The 18,630-nt window shown below is 43.8% G+C and carries 12 protein-coding genes; 3 read left to right on the top strand and 9 right to left on the bottom strand.

The window, feature by feature from the left end; translation table 11 throughout:
* Positions 1-13 precede the first annotated feature (13 nt).
* From LC454_RS00625 to LC454_RS00585, 9 genes are all read right to left on the bottom strand, one after another.
* On the bottom strand, positions 14-3,073 hold the full coding sequence (locus tag LC454_RS00625) for a beta-L-arabinofuranosidase domain-containing protein (RefSeq protein WP_223578038.1): 3,060 nt from the start codon (positions 3,071-3,073) through the stop codon (positions 14-16).
* A gap of 40 nt (positions 3,074-3,113) precedes the next feature.
* Entirely contained in the window at positions 3,114-5,357 is a 2,244-nt protein-coding gene (locus LC454_RS00620; protein ID WP_223578036.1) for a S9 family peptidase, read from the bottom strand.
* Between the two features lie 73 nt (positions 5,358-5,430).
* Positions 5,431-6,852: an APC family permease gene (locus LC454_RS00615; protein ID WP_223578033.1), complete on the bottom strand. Its 1,422-nt coding sequence runs from the start codon at positions 6,850-6,852 to the stop codon at positions 5,431-5,433.
* Between the two features lie 20 nt (positions 6,853-6,872).
* On the bottom strand, positions 6,873-8,648 hold the full coding sequence (locus tag LC454_RS00610; RefSeq protein WP_223578031.1) for a DUF885 family protein: 1,776 nt from the start codon (positions 8,646-8,648) through the stop codon (positions 6,873-6,875).
* Positions 8,649-8,672: 24 nt separating this feature from the next.
* Positions 8,673-9,932, bottom strand: coding sequence for an NAD(P)/FAD-dependent oxidoreductase (locus LC454_RS00605; RefSeq protein WP_223578029.1), 1,260 nt, complete (start codon positions 9,930-9,932; stop codon positions 8,673-8,675).
* 23 nt (positions 9,933-9,955) lie between these two features.
* Complete coding sequence (locus LC454_RS00600) at positions 9,956-10,954, bottom strand: 4-hydroxyproline epimerase (RefSeq protein WP_223578027.1); 999 nt, start codon at positions 10,952-10,954, stop codon at positions 9,956-9,958.
* Between the two features lie 20 nt (positions 10,955-10,974).
* The gene (locus LC454_RS00595; RefSeq protein WP_223578025.1) at positions 10,975-12,462 is read right to left on the bottom strand and encodes an aldehyde dehydrogenase (NADP(+)); all 1,488 of its coding nucleotides are present in this window, start codon (positions 12,460-12,462) and stop codon (positions 10,975-10,977) included.
* 95 nt (positions 12,463-12,557) lie between these two features.
* Entirely contained in the window at positions 12,558-13,460 is a 903-nt protein-coding gene (locus LC454_RS00590; RefSeq protein ID WP_223578023.1) for a dihydrodipicolinate synthase family protein, read from the bottom strand.
* Positions 13,461-13,592: 132 nt separating this feature from the next.
* Positions 13,593-13,742: a hypothetical protein gene (locus tag LC454_RS00585; protein WP_223578021.1), complete on the bottom strand. Its 150-nt coding sequence runs from the start codon at positions 13,740-13,742 to the stop codon at positions 13,593-13,595.
* A 219-nt stretch (positions 13,743-13,961) separates the two neighbouring features.
* Here LC454_RS00585 and LC454_RS00580 point away from each other — a divergent pair, with 219 nt between their 5' ends.
* The 3 genes from LC454_RS00580 (at position 13,962) to LC454_RS00570 (ending at position 18,630) form a co-directional block, all read left to right on the top strand.
* Positions 13,962-16,691, top strand: coding sequence for a DUF5695 domain-containing protein (locus tag LC454_RS00580; RefSeq protein WP_223578019.1), 2,730 nt, complete (start codon positions 13,962-13,964; stop codon positions 16,689-16,691).
* Between the two features lie 180 nt (positions 16,692-16,871).
* Positions 16,872-17,435, top strand: a complete 564-nt coding sequence (locus LC454_RS00575) for an RNA polymerase sigma factor (RefSeq protein WP_223578017.1) — start codon at positions 16,872-16,874, stop codon at positions 17,433-17,435.
* An 88-nt stretch (positions 17,436-17,523) separates the two neighbouring features.
* Positions 17,524-18,630 (top strand): FecR family protein, encoded by a 1,107-nt coding sequence (locus LC454_RS00570; protein WP_223578015.1) that lies wholly within the window; start codon positions 17,524-17,526, stop codon positions 18,628-18,630.

The following is an 18,630-nucleotide window of genomic DNA, read 5'->3' as shown; positions in this document are numbered from 1 at the left end:
GCATATATTGCATTTATTTTAAGGTAACATCCAGATAAACCGAGTGTCGTCCATAGGTATCATAAAATGGTTTAAAATCCACTCCATCAATCTTGAACGCTAACTGTTGCGGATCCCCTGTAATAGACTTGCTGATATCCTTCGCATCCAAAGTCACCTTACGCCAGTCTTTTCTCGCTTCGGGTTCTTGAGCCGCCAACAAGATCGGTCCATAAAATAAACTGGCGATATTCTGTTGATCCATGACCGGATCTAAATGAAACTGGAAAGGCATTTTCAGCGTGACGCGATCACCATTCTTCCAATTGCGGCTCAATTTCAAATAAGTTCCCGGCTGTGCCTGTACTTTTTCCTCTTTACCGTTGATAGTCACATAAAATCCTTTGGTTGCCCAGCCGGGTACACGGACATGAAGATCAAATTGGCCATTTCCTTTTATGGTCAGCTCTGTCTCGTCTTGTTTTGGAAAGCTCGTCTTCTGCGTTACAGTTATCTGACGTTCAGTCCATTCCAACGTAGAAGAAATAAATAGATTGACATATAAAGCCTGATCATCCTTGCTTTTAAAATAAATACTATGCTGCAGTTTGGTACCGCTCTCGATGGCAGTACCGTTGCAACAGGTAAAGCCTGTCATATTGGGATTCCCAAATTGCTTTATTGATCCGGGTCTTAGTGGTACATGGTACGTATTGGCCGGCGTATTTTCAGCTACAGAAGCTAAAATATGGTTATACAGTCCACGTTCGTAGTAATCCATATATTCAGCACGTTGATCAAAAAGAAACAGGTTGCCCGTTAATTTAAGCATATTGTAAGTTGCACATGTTTCATTCTGCCCACCTTCAGAAAAACCATTTTCATATAAGGTGGCGGGCTCTGCTGTAAAAACTTCCGCATTAGCCGGATTGCGCGCACCGGCAACCCCACCTATGCTGTACATATAATCATTGACAGCCTTGTACCAAAAATTGTCCGCCACGCGGTAGTATTCAGGGAGATCCGAAACCTGATAGAGCTCGATACTGCCCACAATCTGCGGAATATGCTGATTGGCATGCAGTCCGCGAAACGTATCGACATTCTTGGCCAGTCCATGTGCATGCTGCGCATTGCCAAAGAACATATCGATATTGTCAAACATTTGTGCGGTTTTCAAATAGTGTTCCTTATGGGTGATTCGGTACAGATGCGCCATTGTCTCATTCATTCCTCCAAATTCGCCGGCAATGTACGTATTCCATACCTGTATCAGCGTTTCCTTGGGCAGCTTGCTAAGGCGGGCATGCACCCAATCTGCCATCCCCGTGGCCACCTGAAGTGCTTTTTCATTACCGCTCACTTCATAGATATCAATTAATCCGGCCAAAATTTTATGCAAGGTATAATAGGGTGCCCAAACTTGTGTTTTCTGTCCCCCGTATTTCGCTCCCTTTTCCAACATAATAAATTGATCTGGCGGATACGCGCTGATATAACCTACCCCCCAATTCCAATAATCCGTCCGGATACCTTCCCGGCTCAGATCCGAGTCATAAGCTGATTTACCAGGACCATAAGGTACGGCAGTGGGGTTAGCTGTAGCCACAGCGCCTGCTTGCTGCGGTTTGCCCGACAATTGAGCCAGTTCGTATAGGGTATTGACCATATAGGTCATTTTTTCGGCAAAATTGGCTTGCAATGTTTTATCATATCCCGTACTCGCATAAGCCTGTGCGATCGCAGTCAAATAATGCCCCGTCGCATGGCCTCTGAGCTTGGTATCCTGACTATCCCATACACCCAAAGGTTTGGTCCCTTCAGGCTGCGGTTTCCCAAATGCATCACGAAACATATAGAGAAAAGAATTGGGATCGGTGGTCGCCAAGGTCTTTATAAATTTATCTCGATTTTCAATAAATTTTGTTTGTTGATTTTGTGCATCCGCTTGTAAGGAGACCTGATTCAGTCCAAAAGTTGCCAACTTCAACCGTGGTGCAGCAGCGGTCTTACTTGATTTAACGGTCACGATTGCTTTAGGCTGTAAATCCGTACCCGGAACCCGTCCTGTAATGGTATAACGCCCAGCTTCCAAGACGGTACTGTTATCATTTGGTGAAGGCCACAATACCCGCACTTTAGGACCAACGATATCCTCCTTATAAATTCCTTGGACATAACTTGGTAAACGTGGTAAATCGCCTAATGCCGTTTCCACCTGCACATCTGGCACTGCAAGCAAGTAAGCATTATAGAGTTGCGCCCGGGTCAATGGAAACTCAGGCAGGTTGTCTTCCACTTTGGTCACATTTACGGCGCGATTACTTACCCCACGTTGTGAATTGGAATAAATCGCAGTAAGCTGATTTTTACTCAACGGAACACGGTAGATGCGAAAATCATGCAACATGCCATCGAAGGCTGGAGATCCTGCCAGCAGTGATTTCCCGATATACAGCTTGTTCTTATCTCCAGAAGATCCAAAAACTTCGGTCAACTCACGCGGTATCTGCTTAGATTCACCAACAGGCACCGCATCCACATAAGTCACCATCGTTTTAGCCGGAATATCCACCACGATCGTCAGGTAAACCCACTTATTCAATGCTAATGCTGGAGAAACAGCCCCCTTTTGATTATTTTTTCCTGCAGTAATCAAGCTCTGGAAACCTTCCTGTAGATTTGTCCCGGAAGGAGCGGCGAAGAAATGTTTATGCATATCTTTTCCAAAGTCAAAAACAACCTGGTCTTTTTTCTCCGAACGCAGATAAACCCACCCCGAGATGCTCAGCGACTCCATATCAGTCAATGCGTCGGCAGGGATCTGAACAAAATCATTTTTTTCACCCGACAATGACAGTACTTTTCCAAAGCGCTTATCGTTGATAAATGTAGCATTTTGGCCAGCAGTAGCATGCAAATTGTTGCGGGACCAATCTTTCAGATCGCCATTAAAGACATATCGCGCGATCATTCCCGTTTCGCCGATTCCATCCAATATCTGATCACCACTTTGTGCCTGTACCGGGCTGATCCCTTTCGTTAGGATTGTGGCAATGAAGATAAAACGTAAAAAAACTCTATAACTTTTCATCTTTATCACTTTATGAGCTCGAAAGCTCGATTTTTGTTCGTTAATAAGCCGTCCAAGCCGGAGGTTCCACACCGAGTAAGTGTTTGACAAAATAATCGCGGCGTTTCTTTTCTCCAAAATCACCACCAGAAGCATGTCCCATCCCCGGGACCATAATGAAGTCGTGATCCTTACCATGCTTGATCAACTGATTGACAAACTGATAAGTCGATGCCGGATCCACATTATCATCCAGCTCCCCTACGATCAATAGCAACTTTCCTTCTAATTTATATGCATTTTCGATGTTAGAACAAGCTGCATATTCAGGTCCGATCGGCCAGCCCATCCATTGTTCATTCCACCATATTTTGTCCATACGATTATCATGGCAGCCACAGGATGAAACCCCAACCTTGTAAAACTCAGGATGAAACAAAAGCGCTCCGGCAGAAGACTGTCCGCCGGCAGAAGTACCATAGATACCCACTTTTTCAATATCCATATATGGATATTGAAGCGCGGCAGCCTTCATCCAAGCAATACGATCGGGAAAACCTGCATCCTTAAGATTTTTCCAGGCAACATCCTGAAATGCCTTTGAGCGATTGGATGTTCCCATTCCATCGATCTGCACAACGATAAAACCCAGCTCTGCAAGCTCAGCGAGCCCTGCCGGATTAGCAGAAAATGATTTGGGGACAAAAGCACTATGTGGACCAGCATAGATATACTCGATCACAGGATATTTTTTGTTTGGATCAAAATTTCGTGGCCGGACTATAATGCCCCAGATATCTGTTTTGCCATCGCGGGCCAGCGATTTAAACACTTCAGGTTTGCGCCATCCCGTAGCTTCCAGATCCGAAATATCCGCTTGTTCCAAATCCATCACGATCTGTCCGTCTGCCACCCTACGTAATACCGCCCGCGGGGCCTGATCAACCCGAGAGTAAAGATCGACAAATAAAGAATGATCAGGATTGAATGTTGCCTGATGATTGGCGGCTTCTGTCGTAAGTTCTCTCAGGCCCTTGCCATCAAAACCAATCGTATAATAGTGGATAAGATACGGGTCCTCATCCTTATGCATACCACTCGCCTCAAAAATAATCTTTTTGTTATCCTCATCCACGTTGACAACTTTACGCACCACCCAATTACCTTTTGTAATCTGTTGTTTCAATGCCCCCGTTTTAGCATCAAACAAATACAGATGATTCCATCCATCACGTTCCGAAGCCCAGATGATGGCGGCTGTTTTTTTGAGATCATTCCTGTATTTCTTTCCGCTATAATCAATAAATGTTGCGCTACGTTCTGAAATAATTGCTCTGGTTTTTCCGTCCACAGCACTCAATTCCATCACATCGTATCGTTGATGACCACGTTGGTTATATTCGAATGTGATTCCACTATGATCTGCCTTCCATACCAGTGCAGACAATGAAAATTGATTAGCTACCTGAGCAGGATCTACCGTGATTAGTCGACCATTTATCACATCAATAATCGTTGGATAATATTGTGACAACGCGTCACCGGGTTTATTATAGTCTCGGGTTTGTAATTTAGGTTGTAATTGATCAGTTGGCGAAGATTCCAGTAAAGTCAACTGTCTGATTTCAGACTTTCTCACTTTTGAAGCCGCCAATTTTTTTGAATCATCGGACCATTGGATACGGGCACTGTAATACTCACCGGGGCTGCCATCAAAGGTCAGCTGGCGCTCACTTTTTGAATCCCCCTTTTTACTGATATATACATTACTATTTTTAATATAAGCAGTATAGTGCTTATCGGGCGAGTCTACCGGCTCACCTTTAGCATCGTCCCAACGTGCCCCCCAATATCCATCCGATCTACGGTCATTACCTGTTGCAGGAATATCACGCACTCTGCTCAACTTATTCTCCTGCCCATTCCACTTCCACAGTACTTTCTCTTCTGTAAACTCAAACTCGTTTGCCGACAATACTTTCAGATCCCTTCCCCACAAAACGCCTAATTTCACTTCTTTACCCAACTGAGCGGAGAGCTGCTTTTCAATCGCAGCAACATCGGTATCTATTTTCTTTTTCGTTAGCGCATCCACCAGATATAAGCTTCTCTTACCGTCTTTCCGATTCACCCGATAAGAAAAACTATCTCCTTTTTCAGACCAGACAATCTGCTGTGGTACCTGATACACCTTGCCAAATGAATTTCTGATCTCTTTCGCACGTTTATAATCCTCCAATGTCCCTTGCGCCATTGTGGTAAGCTGAAATATTATCAATAAAACAGCTGTGAATGTTAACTTCATATGTATTATTTTTTAAATCCTATGTGTTGATCTGCCTTCCTTTGCGTCCAGGCAGGATTAAAAATAAGTAAGCCTATATCTTTAGTTTTTTCTGATTCACAACATAGTATAATGGAATCCCCAAAAGCGTGATAATGATACCGGGCCAGGTAAATTGCGGTTTATAGATCACCAACAAAATAATAAACGAAATCCCCATCACAATATAAACAGCCGGTATAAAAGGATAGCCAAACGCCCGATAAGGACGCGGCACATCCGGACGCTTATGTCTTAACCAAAAGATGCCGATGATACACAGCACATAAAACATCACCACTACACAGGTGATCATATCCAGCAGGTCGCCATACTTGCCAGTCAGACACCATATCGATGCAATGAGCGCCTGTAACCACAGCGCGTAAGCCGGTACTGCATTCTTATTTAGCGTACCTGTCCTCTTAAAAAACAAACCATCCTGTGCCATGGAATAATAGATCCTTGCACCAGCCAAGATCAGTCCGTTATTACAGCCAAAAGTGCTGACCATAATCATAATTGCCAAGATGGCTATGCCCACAGGACCGAAAATTTCTTGCGCTACCAGCATAGCCACGCGATCTTTAGGCGCGCTGGCCATCTGCTCGACCGTCAATACACCCGTATACATCAAATTGGTCAAAATATAGATCACTGTTACAATCAGCGTTCCCAGCGCCAGACTCAAACCAATGTTGCGTTGCGGATTCTTGATCTCGCCTGCTACCGCAGAAGATGAATGCCAAGAATCACTACTGAACAAAGCCCCTACCAATGCAGCAGATATGGCGCCAAACGCACCAAAGGTGGCATAATCTGCTGTCGATCCATCCACATTTAATTGTTGTAGATCCCACCTATTGGCTGAAGACCAATTTTGATTCCACACCTCCAGATCGAAAGCCGCAAAACCGAAAATAACCAATAAAACCAGGCTTAATATTTTGATCAAAGTCAATACCGTCTGTACTGTTTTACCATTCTTTACACCACCTGTATTAATAAAGGTGAGCAGCAAAATAACAGCGATAGCCAACAGCTGAGCGGATGAAATATGATAGTCACCTATTACCAGCAGATAGACATCTTCATCCAGTAGCGGAAACAAATAAGCTGTAAACTTAGCAAAAGCTACCCCCACAGCTGCAATCGTAGCCGTCTGGATAACCGCAAAAAAAGTCCAGCCAAATGTAAAACTGACCACTGGCCCATAGGCTTCCTTGAGATAGACATACTGGCCACCAGCTTTCGGAAACATGGCACTGAGCTCGCCATAGCTCAAAGCTGCGGCCAGCGTCATAAAACCGCAGATCAACCACACCACCATCAGCCAACCGGCAGAACCCGTATTTCGGGCGATATCGGACGATACGATAAAGATCCCCGAACCGATCATACTTCCGGCAACGAGCATGGTTGCATCCAATAAACCCAATGATTTTTTGAAATCTTGACTATTTTCCTGATTATTCATAATATAGGGTTGGATTGCACTTATTTAAATTTATAAAATTTCCATTTTGCCCGATGGTCAGGTTCAAGCTGCTGGTTTGTCAATACCGCCCTGAGCATCTCCATGGGCAAGTAATTTTCCTTGATGACCCGGTCATGAAATTCGCTGTAGGACATTTTCCCCGATCCTACCAATTCATCACTGATACTCAGCAGCTGCAAGCCACCGATCAAATAAGCCAATTGATACAAAGGATCGTAAGAACCTTCAAATGATCGTTTCACCTCACCATGTGCGTTTGCAGGTTCATGACCGACCTGATTAACCAAATAATCAACACATTGCTGTGGCGTCCATTCACCCAAATGAAATTTAATACTGAATGTAATCCGTGCACAACGATGCATTCGCCAGAATAACATCCCGATACGTTCTTCCGCTGTCTTTGCAAATCCCATTCTATAGAGCAATAATTCCCAATATAAAGTCCAGCCTTCCGTCCAAAATGGTGTATTAAAATTTTGCTCCCGATAGGGTTTATACCGTTTATTCATGAAATACTGCAGATGATGCCCCGGATTGAGTTCATGCTGTACCGTACCCAATGAAAAATGCGGATTATTACCCCGCATACTCATCATCTTCTGCTCATAGGTCATCGTATTGGTCGGATAGGAAATACTGATCTCGCGTCCGCCCGTAAAAAAAGGATTGACCAATTGCCGTTCAGGTGTCATCATAATCATTCCCCAGGTTTCATCCGCCAATTCAGGGATGGCGATCAGGTCGTGCTGTTTGATAAATGCCTGGGCTCGATCATATAACTGATTGATCAGACCGGGCTGCTGACCTTCGGGCACATAGGTATTTTTAACCTTTTCTTGTGCTGCTTTCCAATCATCACCAAATCCCATCTCACGGGAAGCTTTTAATAACTCGGCCACGCACCATTCCCATTCCTTATCAGCGATACGCAATAACTCATCCGCATCATAAGCGATCATTTCCTCCCGCAATTTTTTGTTGAGCGCAACTTTTCCGATCGGCTGCCCGCCAATATTACTTCCATCATTAAACACTTTCCAATTGCTCTTTGCCTGCAATGCACCTTTATAACGGATCAGTTTTTCGTTTAAACTTTCATAAGATTTGGGCACCCACCAGGTAAACATAGGATCATAACCATTATAGAAATCGAAGGCACTCTCCAAACGGATTCGCAATGACTCCACCATATTGATTAGGAAGTTGACGTCTGCGGATTCGATCGCTGTGATATTTTCTAACTTCTGGATTTCTGCTTCAACCTGATCTCCCGTTTTTTCCAGCAAGATGGCAATATCCTTTCCCACAACAGTAGCACCTCGACGACGTTGCTTTTCAAATTGAAGAATGTTTTCGGCAAATGGTAAGTAAGGTTTCAGCCGATTGTAGGAAGATAATTCTTCTTTGAGTTCTTCTTGATGTCGTTGCACTTTCTGGTTCAGTAGGATATAATCGACCTGACCATTGGTGTTCAATTTCTTATAATCAAATGCTCTTAACTTTACTAAATAGTCATCGTCGATCTTGAGCAGTCTATTGATCTGCTCGGGTGAGGCTGCGGATTGCTGAAATCCCCAATTTTTGGGCATAGGGCCATAAAAATAATTGACAGCCTGCAGATCATGTCGATACTGGATGATATAAGGCTCAATGGGTGTGGTGTGTTGATACAAATCCATATCTTGGGCATCTGTTAGCGAAGAAGCCATACAAAGCACTCCAATGACTATAAATTTCTTTACGTTAGGGTTATTGTTGTTTTTCTTCATCATTTCGGTTTATCGGTTTATATGTGTCTATTGAAACCGATCCGGACTAAAGCCTGAGATATCCGTTTCCGTGGCTTTGCCGGACAATAAGGCCGTGATAGCTTTTCCGTAAGCAGGTCCAAGGCTCAGCCCCATCATACCGCCCGCCCCCGCAATGCTGACATTGCTGTATTTGGAAGTTCTGCCCAAATAAGGAAGCCCATCCGGTGAACATGGTCTGTAACCAAACCAGATATCCTTCGGATAATCGACCTTTAGATCCGGGAAATATTTAGGGATAGATTCGACGATACCTTTGACACGATTAGGGTATATCTTATCATTGGCAGGGCCTAATTCCATGGTTCCACTAAAACGAATCTGATTATTCATGGGCGTCACCGCTACACGAGCCTCCAATAGCAGGGCTGCATGTATCATCCGGTTATTGTCTGTTGTATCATACATGAAAGAATACCCCTTGCCGGGCATCAAAGGCAATTTCAAGTGTAGTTTCGAAGCCAATGCAGGTAGCGCTGCTCCCCCGGTTACGACAATTTCATCGGCATGAAATGCTCCTTTTGACGTAACGATTTCGGAGACCTTTTTGCCTGAAAATCTGAAACCTGTTACCTCCGTCTGATAGTTGATCTGCACGCCATGAGCAAGCAGGTAGTCTGTCAACATTTTCATCAATTGGGGCGGATATAAGATACCGTCACATTTGTATAAAATACCGCCGATCGTATCCATTCGGAGATTAGGCTCTAAGGCCTGAATACCCGCTTGATCAAAAACTTCCACATCCAGGCCCAAGTTTTGGGCCTTTTCTGCCAGCTCAATTTCTTCGTGTGCGACATGGTTAGATTTGTAGAGCATCATAATCCCATTTTGCCTAAGCTCAAAATCAAAGCCTTCCTGTTGGGCCAATTCATCATATGACCGGCTACTGGCAAGATTCAGATCACGTATCGCGGCTGCATTTCGGTGGACATGTTTTTCATTGGCATGTTTCAGGAATTTCAATCCCCAATCGATCAGTGAAAAATTCAATGCGGGTCTGACGTAAAATGGACTTTTGCTGTTCAACATCCATTTTACACCTTGTGCCACGATGCCCGGCGCTGCCAATGGAGTGAAATGACTGGGAACGATCATTCCTGCGTTACCGTAGGAACAATTGTCCTGTCCGTCACCTTTCTCTAAAATCTGAACTTCCCAGCCATCCCGCAAGAGGTAATACGCGCTAGACAATCCTGCGATACCTGCACCTATGACAGCAACTTTTCCTTTATTCTTTGTTGACACGTTTTTTGATATTTTAATAGTAATTACATAACCTGAAATCCTTCTTTATAGGGATCTTCATCATCAATAATGATCTGACTATATCCCGTCATTCGTGCCCAGCCTTCCACCGAAGGAATGATGGCCGCCCGCTCGGATATCGTCGTTTCCTGTTCAATACGACCGACGAATTGCGAACCTATGTAACTCTCATGAACAAACTCATCGCCTTTTTTTAACTTCCCTTTGGCATACCACTGTGCCATGCGCGCAGAAGTGCCCGTACCGCAGGGAGACCTATCCAATGCATTTTCGCCTACCAACACCGCATTTCTTCCTGTAGAATTTTCTTTCGTTGGTTTTCCGGTCCATTGAATATGGCTAAGACCATATATATTTTCATCTTCGGGATGAATAAAATCTGTTTTCTCATTGAGTAGGCGACGGATAATTTTTCCATAATGAATGAGCTGGCTCGCCGAAAAATCACTGATATCCCCAAAATTTTTCTGAGGATCAATGATGGCATAGAAATTTCCACCATAGGCAACGTCAGCTACAATCTCCCCCAGATCAGGGCACTGCACCGTCAGTGCTTCTTTATAGAGGAAAGACTTCACATTCGTCAGCTTAACCGTTTTGACTTTTGGACCTTCTTGTACATAATCAATAAGGATTAATCCCGCGGGTGTTTCCAGACGCAGCTTACCCGGTACTTTTGGAATGACCAAACCCTCTTCGATTGCTAGCGTCACGGTACCGATTGTACCATGCCCACACATCGGAAGACATCCGCTTGTTTCGATATAAAGCACGCCCGTATCATTATTAGGGTCTGTTGGAGGATAAAGAATACTACCGCTCATCATATCATGACCGCGCGGTTCAAACATCAATCCTTTCCGAATCCAGTCATATTCTTCCATAAAGTGCAGCCGGCGTTCCATCATTGAGCTTCCGTTCAAGACCGGAGCTCCTCCTGCCACCAACCGCACAGGGCAACCACAGGTATGGGAATCAATACAAAAAAATGTTTTCTTCATCAGTTGCGATACAAATTATCCTAAATACTTTTTGTTGTCACCACAGCACCATCCACGATGCGAGCGATACCCAATGGGTTTTCATTTTTTAACTCTTCTGGCAAAAATTCATCTGGCCAATTCTGAAAAGCTAAAGGACGCACAAAGCGCTTCACCGAATCCGGCCCTACCGAGGTAAACCTCGGATCGGTACAAGAAGGAAAAGGGCCACCATGCTGCATCGCATAGACCACTTCTACACCAGTAGGCATGCCATTAAATAAGATACGCCCGGCTTTATCTTTCACCACATGAATAATATCCTGATGTTCTTTCACATCCTCCTTGGTCGCTGCAATTGTAATCGTCAATTGTCCTTTAAGTTGCCGCGCGATAGCCAATACTTCAGCATCATTTTCGGCTTCTACCACTACCGCAAAAGGGCCAAAAACTTCCTCGCTCAATACTCGGTTTTTCAAGAAATTGCCGGCTGAGGTACTGACCACAGCAGGACTTCCCTGCCCTTGGGCAGCAGCTATACCCGATTCGGCGATGATAGCCACATCCGCCTGGCTACTTAAGGTTGTTTTATTTTTCTCATAATGCGCATAGATGCCTGTATTGAGCATTGTAGCCGGTGCCGTAGCAACGATGGCTGATGCAAGCGCTTTTTTGAAACGCTCCAGACCATCCCCTTTTACCGCTACGAATACCCCGGGATTGGTACAGAACTGCCCCACACCCAAAGTCAGCGAAGCCGCGTATTCCTGCGCGAGAACTTCTGCGCGATCTGCTAAGAGATGTGTAAAGGCAAATACCGGATTGATACTTCCCATCTCGGCAAATACCGGTATCGGTTCTTCCCGCTGATTGGCAATATCAAACAGGGCCTTCCCGCCCCAATATGAGCCCGTAAATCCCACAGCTTTGACAAGCGGGTGGGCAGTCAGGTAGGCCCCTATTTTTGTATCAGTGCCTTCGATATTATTTCCAAGAATATGGCTAAACACGCCCTCCGGCCATCCAATTTCTTTGATCACAGCGGTTATTGCTTCAGCCATGATCGTCGATGTCTGGGTATGTCCCGAATGGCCCTTGACGATCACCGGACAGCCCGCCCCGATAGCACTCGCCGTATCGCCGCCAGCCGTAGAAAAAGCAAAAGGAAAGTTGCTTGCTCCAAAGACGACAACGGGCCCTATCCCCACATTAGACTTCCGGATATCACTTTTACCTGTTTCACTATTTGCTAAGTCGATGCGGGCTTCGGCATAAATTCCCGAAGCGACCGCATTGGCATAAGTGCGCCACTGGCCAACCGTACGAGCCTTTTCCCCTGTAAGCCGGGGCAAAGGCAATGCCGTTTCCGCATGGGCAGTCTCCAGCAACTCGGCGCCTAATCCTTCAATTTTATCTGCAACGGCATGCATAAAAGCGGCACGTTGGGCAACCGTAGTAGATTTCAAAAATTGAAATGCTTCTGCGGCCATGCGAACACGCTCATCCAAAAATGCTTCTGATTGATTCATTATTTATTCCGTTTTTTCTTTATAAAAATAACCTTTAGGCGAATAGTATCCACTGATCGCCCGCAGGCTTTTACATGCTTATTAATCCGTAGATTTTAATTTAAGCGCGGGCGACTGGCAATACCATCAGCAATCACTTTGTGGATCCTTTCCGCTTCTTCGCCAATTAACGGAAGCCGAGGTGCACGAAGATGCGGAGTACCTATTCCTTCGGCTGTTGCTGCGAGCTTAATATATTGAATAAGTTTGGGGTGAATATCCAGTTCCAGCAAAGGCATAAACCAACGATAGATTTCCAATGCCTTATCGTAATCACCATTAACGGCATAATTATACATTGCAACAGTTTCATTAGGAAAAGCATCCACCAAACCAAAAACCCATCCGTCAGCACCCACAACTATTGATTCCAAAGAGATTGTATCCACACCACCCAATATTTTAAAGCGGTCACCAAATTGATTTTTCATCCGGGTTATATTTGTCAGATCCCGGGTAGATTCTTTTACCGCAGCAATCGTCGGGCAATCTTTCAATTCATCAAACATGGCGGGTGATACAAATACTGCATAATCAACCGGATTATTATAAATTAGTATGGGCAGATCTGTCGCATTCGCTACTGCCTTAAAATAAGTGACAACTTCACGGTCATCAGCCCGATAGCGCATAGGTGGCAATAACATTAACCCATCTGCACCTAGTTCTTTTGCTTTAATAGCAAAATTAACCGCATTTTTTGTTGTATTTTCTGTAATATTCAGTATAACGGGTACCCGACCAGCAACAACCTGTCTTGCGAAAGTCAATAATTCAAACTTTTCATCCGTATCCAGTACGGCGGCATCGCCCAATGATCCCGCAATGATAATACCATGTACCCCGGCTTTGATCTGTGCTTCTGTATTCTTCGCAAACATATCAAAGTCAATCTCACCGTTCTCTTTAAAGGGAGTCAATACTGCCGGGTATACACCCTTCCAATTTAATTCAGCCATAGTTGGTCTTTAATTATGTAATTTAAATTTTTCTTGTTCAAAGAAAGCAACTATAAAAACACCAAACTAACCGGCTTTTAATCATTACTTACAGGATATTGACATTTAATAATCTATTCGTAAAAAAGGTTTCTATAATAGCTGTCCTGTTCCCTCCTTGATCCAGATTAACTGATACTCCTCATGACGGTGCAAATAAAGATAAAACTTATCCAACACATCCTTCTGAATAAAAACAGTCCTATCTTTGGGAATAGGAACTTGGTCTTGAATTGGTTTCATAAATTAGAATCGTTTAAGGTTAAAATGTTTTTTTAATAAACGTCATTTATACACTAAATTTAGTATTTAGTAGTTTACAAAACAACTCGTCCGGTAGAAATATCAAAAACGTAATGTATTAGGTTAAAATCTGGCAATTAAAAAAGATCCTAATCGATCAACTTTGTATTAGTTCACGCTCTGATCCGTAAAGAATAATAAATTTATAAACCTAACAAAATGAATTTAAAGAATAATTACTATATCCTCATTACCTTACTCTATATCCTACCGACCAATTCCGCATTTAGCCAACAGGAGGAGCATCCCGTATGGAAAGCTACTAAAAGCCAACCTGCGACTTTGGGTATCGATCAAGGATCTAAAAGCTTTGCTTTAGCGCAGCTCAAAATAAAGGTGCTCAATCACTCACAGACTTTATCAGCTTTTCAACAGGTACATGGTGATGCTGCATTCGATTATACGCCTGTGGAAATGTTAGCGAAGCGGGACCGCAACGGTTTTTTCCATATTGGTGACATAAACATCAGTCTTAAGCGTCAGGGAGAAACACATTGGTCTAATTATTCTTCAGCCAAAGAACGCAAGAAGGTCATCGCATTGGCTCCATCCAAAACGATCTTAGCTGCTGCTGACATCAGTTCAACATTAGGTGACATTCCCTTACAAGTTAAGCGCAGCTGGGAGAATGTGGGGGGCGATCTTATCCTGAAATTTCAACTAACAAATCCCACCCATCAAGCTATTGAAATCGGGGCTTTAGGTATACCTCTTCCTTTCAATAATAATATGGATTACAAAAATCTAAACCAGGCGCATGCACAAAATGTATTCTTCGATCCCTATATCGGCAAAGATGCCGGTTATCTCCAAGTGAACCATCTGCATGGAAATGGCCCGAGCTTATTGGTGCTCCCTTACGGCAATGCCGGATTTGAAGCTTACAGCCCCTTACTTGATGACCCTACGCCCAGAAGTATTACGTTCGAAGGTTTCCATGAGTGGATGATCCACAGTAAAGCACTTGCCGAAACAGCATGGAAAGGAGTAGAACAATGGAACACACCAACTTCAACCCTATTAAAACCCAATGAATCAAAAACATTTGCCCTCAAGTTTGTACTAGCTCCAAGTATCAAAGAAATTGAAAATACACTTCTAAAAAATAATAGACCTGTGGCCATCGGAGCTCCCGGCTATGTCGTTCCATTAGATAATCCTGTCAAATTGTTTATCAAGCATAACAGAGCCATTAAAAACATTGCTGTCTATCCGGAGGGCGCTCTAAGTCTTCGCAAGCTAAAAGACACACCACAGCAATGGCATCACTATGAGGTCAAAGGTCAACAATGGGGACGTGCACGCCTGACCATTACCTATCAGGATGGCACCGAACAAACTATTCAATATAAAGTTATTAAGTCCGAAAAAGATGTCGTCAATGATCTTGGCAATTTCTTAACGACCACCCAGTGGTACGAAAATGACAAAGACCTTTTTGGACGGTCGCCCGCTGTGATCAGTTATGATTATGAAGACAAAAAATTGGTCACCCAAGAGCAACGCGCTTGGTATGCCGGTTTAAGCGATGAAGCTGGAGCGGCCAGTTGGCTGGCTGCTATTATGAAGCAGATCTTGCAGCCAAATCGCACAGAGATCGCAAAATTGAAACGTTTCGTCAATGAAACGATGTATGGCCGTATTCAGCACAAGGAAGGCGATCAAAAATACGGGGTGGTCAAAAGTTTATTTTATTATGAACCTGATGCTATGCCAGCAGGCACCTACCAGACAACCATCAACTGGAAGACCTGGTCTGCATGGCCGAAAAAAGAAGCAGACAACATCGGACGCTCCTACAACTATCCCCATGTTGCAGCAGCACATTGGGTCATGTACAGGCTAGCCCGCAATTATCACCATTTGGTACAGGAAGAAAGCTGGGATGTCTATTTAGACCGTGCGTTTCAAACCAGTATGGCGATGATCGAAAAAGCCCCTTACTATGCCCAATTCGGACAGATGGAAGGCAGTATATTTTTGCTTATCCTCCAGGATCTGCGACGTGAGGGCCTGACCGAGGCGGTCAATAAACTGGAAACTGTGATGCGCCAACGTACCGAACACTGGAAAAGCCTTGATTACCCATTCGGCAGCGAAATGCCTTGGGATTCAACAGGTCAGGAAGAAGTCTATTTATGGTCACGTTACTTTGGTTTTGACGACAAAACCCGGGTTACTTTAAATGCTATTCTAGCGTATATGCCTACCCTGCCGCATTGGGGGTACAACGGTAGTGCCCGTCGCTACTGGGATTTTGTCTATGGCGGAAAATTATCACGTATCGAACGCCAACTTCATCATTATGGATCGGCACTCAATGCCATTCCAGTATTAACAGCATACCGTGACCATCCCCAGGATTTCTACCTCCTTCGTGTAGGTCATGCTGGTATGATGGGCGCATTGGCCAATGTCACTGCAGATGGCTTTGGTCCCGCAGCATTCCATTCTTACCCAGCTACATTAGCTAACGATGGTATATCGGGCGATTACGGTACCGGCTTCTATGGCTATGCGGTCAATTCAGGCACTTATATCGTAGAACATCCAGAATTTGGCTGGCTGGCATTTAGCGGTAATCTTAAAAAAGATAAAGATAACATCGAAGTAGTCATAAAAACAGCTTCCAAAGGCCGCATTTTCTTGGCAAAAGAAAATCTATGGTTGACCACTGATGCCGGAGAAATCGAAACACTAAAATACAATCAAAAGGATAAAAGTGTGGTGTTAAATTTTAATACAAATCAATCGGCTATGGTTCCAAATATTTTACTTACAGTCAATCCGGAAAGTGGCTATGAAATTGAAGGAATCAAAAAAGATAAACTCAATCGTTACGAAATTCCTTCTTCTACCAGCATGCTAATACTTAGAAAAACAAAATGATACTCGCTTACGGTCTCATCCCTCTATAGGCGGATGAGGCCATCAACGAATTGGGTCAATGAACAAAGAAAAAATGAAGTAAACGCGAAATCGAAGGATAGGCTTTAAAACTTTCGTTTTTTATTTTTGAAAACAATGTCCTAAATTAGCTCTACAAACTAGTATCAACTCAACAACCCGGTGCAGTACGATTACCACAATTTAAACGAAGAGACACTCTTCCAACTTGTAAAGGCCAACGATGCGTTAGCCTACAAGGAATTGTTCGATCGTTATAAAGAACTCCTGTTTCGCCATGCTTATCGAATGACCCAGGACAGCGAACTTAGCAAGGATATCGTTCAGGACATTTTCCTTGTGCTCTGGAATAAAAGAGCATCCATTGAAATCAGCCAGTCGCTCGAACCGTATCTGATCAAATCCATCCGCAATAAAATACTAGACTATTTTAGCCATCAGGAGGTAGTCGAAAAATATCGGGAAGATACCTTATCCTTTGTAGAGCAGGGCATCTGCTACACGGATGACTTCCTCTTAGAAAAAGAACTTGCCGCTATGATCGAACGGGAAAAGAGTAAACTGTCGCCCCGCACCAGGGAGGTTTTTGAACTCAACCGCGAGCAGGGCCATAGTTATAAAGAAATCAGTGCGCTCTTATCTACTTCCGAGAAAACAATTAAAAAGCAGGTACATAATGCCTTACGGATACTGCGCACGAAATTTGGTTCTTTCTTTTTTTTCTGATCATTTTTTTTATTTTTTTTATACTCCCTTTTCCCTGTTTGGCCGTCATTACAATTAGATAGCCTACTTATGGCTATCGGCCTAATGCATGGAGAAAGAAACACTAAAAGAAATATTCCGGAAATATAAATCGGGGACAGCGTCCCCCGAAGAACTGCGGATCATTCATAGCTTCTATCTGCACAAAGCAAATCGTTCACTCGAGATATTGGACGATCAATTTGTTCAGGAGCAACTTGATGCGATGGATCGGAATTTATTTCCACAAAAAGAAAAACGTATTTCGGTATGGAAATATGCTGCAGCAGCGCTCATCATTCTCAGCTCAGCATTTGGCATGTATAAGTATACACAGCAACAGCTTTCCGAAAAAGAAACGCAACATGCTGCCGAACTATTTGCCGCAATAAAACCGGGGCATGACCAAGCTACCCTCCACCTTCCCAATGGCGAGGTAATTGCATTGGGTCAACAAGACAAACTGATCAATAGGGATGGCATGGTACAGCTGAATACGGGCAATCTCGACCTCAGCACTGCTGCGGGCAATCAGATGATCACACTGCAGACACCACGTGGTGGACAATTTCAAGTTCAACTGGAAGATGGCACCAAAATATGGCTCAATGCCGGATCAACCATCAGTTACCCAGCCAAATTTGGCACCAATGAACGATCCGTCATTTTAAAAGGGGAAGCTTATTTTGAAGTTGCGCACAACGCGAAAAAACCATTTAAAGTTAACGTTGGGAACGATGAAATCCAAGTGCTGGGTACGGGATTTAATATCCAAAGTTACGCGGACAATGCCACGCCCATCACCACGCTGGTCCATGGAAAGGTAAAAGTCACGCGCAAAAATAAAGAGCAGCAATCACTGATCTTACAACCTGGACAGCAAACCTTAGCACAGACAAATCTACAAAAGGAAAACACGGATATCAGCGGTATTACCGCCTGGAAAAATGGACTTTTCAGCTTCAGACGGAGCTCGGTAAAAAATATTGTCCGCGAATTGGAACGCTGGTATAATATTGACTTTGTCGTTGACCAGACAGCTGCCGAAAACCGCCTGATAACAGGAGAAATCCCTCGAAACGTCAATCTTGACGATGTCATGCAGATCCTTTCTTATTTTGACATCCAAGGCCACATGAAAAACAATAAAGTGTATTTAACCCTTAAAAAACAATAG

The sequence above is a fragment of the Sphingobacterium sp. GVS05A genome, assembly GCF_019969845.1.
Classification (GTDB): domain Bacteria; phylum Bacteroidota; class Bacteroidia; order Sphingobacteriales; family Sphingobacteriaceae; genus Sphingobacterium.
This window is presented reverse-complemented; position numbering and strand designations above follow the sequence as displayed.

What these genes read in the sequence shown, in the direction of transcription:
- LC454_RS00580 (WP_223578019.1), top strand. Translation starts at nt 13,962, where the DNA reads ATGAATTTAAAGAATAATTACTATATCCTCATTACCTTACTCTATATC.
- LC454_RS00600 (WP_223578027.1), bottom strand. Translation starts at nt 10,954, where the DNA reads ATGAAGAAAACATTTTTTTGTATTGATTCCCATACCTGTGGTTGCCCT.
- LC454_RS00570 (WP_223578015.1), top strand. Translation starts at nt 17,524, where the DNA reads ATGGAGAAAGAAACACTAAAAGAAATATTCCGGAAATATAAATCGGGG.
- LC454_RS00590 (WP_223578023.1), bottom strand. Translation starts at nt 13,460, where the DNA reads ATGGCTGAATTAAATTGGAAGGGTGTATACCCGGCAGTATTGACTCCC.
- LC454_RS00595 (WP_223578025.1), bottom strand. Translation starts at nt 12,462, where the DNA reads ATGAATCAATCAGAAGCATTTTTGGATGAGCGTGTTCGCATGGCCGCA.
- LC454_RS00625 (WP_223578038.1), bottom strand. Translation starts at nt 3,073, where the DNA reads ATGAAAAGTTATAGAGTTTTTTTACGTTTTATCTTCATTGCCACAATC.
- LC454_RS00610 (WP_223578031.1), bottom strand. Translation starts at nt 8,648, where the DNA reads ATGATGAAGAAAAACAACAATAACCCTAACGTAAAGAAATTTATAGTC.
- LC454_RS00620 (WP_223578036.1), bottom strand. Translation starts at nt 5,357, where the DNA reads ATGAAGTTAACATTCACAGCTGTTTTATTGATAATATTTCAGCTTACC.
- LC454_RS00615 (WP_223578033.1), bottom strand. Translation starts at nt 6,852, where the DNA reads ATGAATAATCAGGAAAATAGTCAAGATTTCAAAAAATCATTGGGTTTA.
- LC454_RS00585 (WP_223578021.1), bottom strand. Translation starts at nt 13,742, where the DNA reads ATGAAACCAATTCAAGACCAAGTTCCTATTCCCAAAGATAGGACTGTT.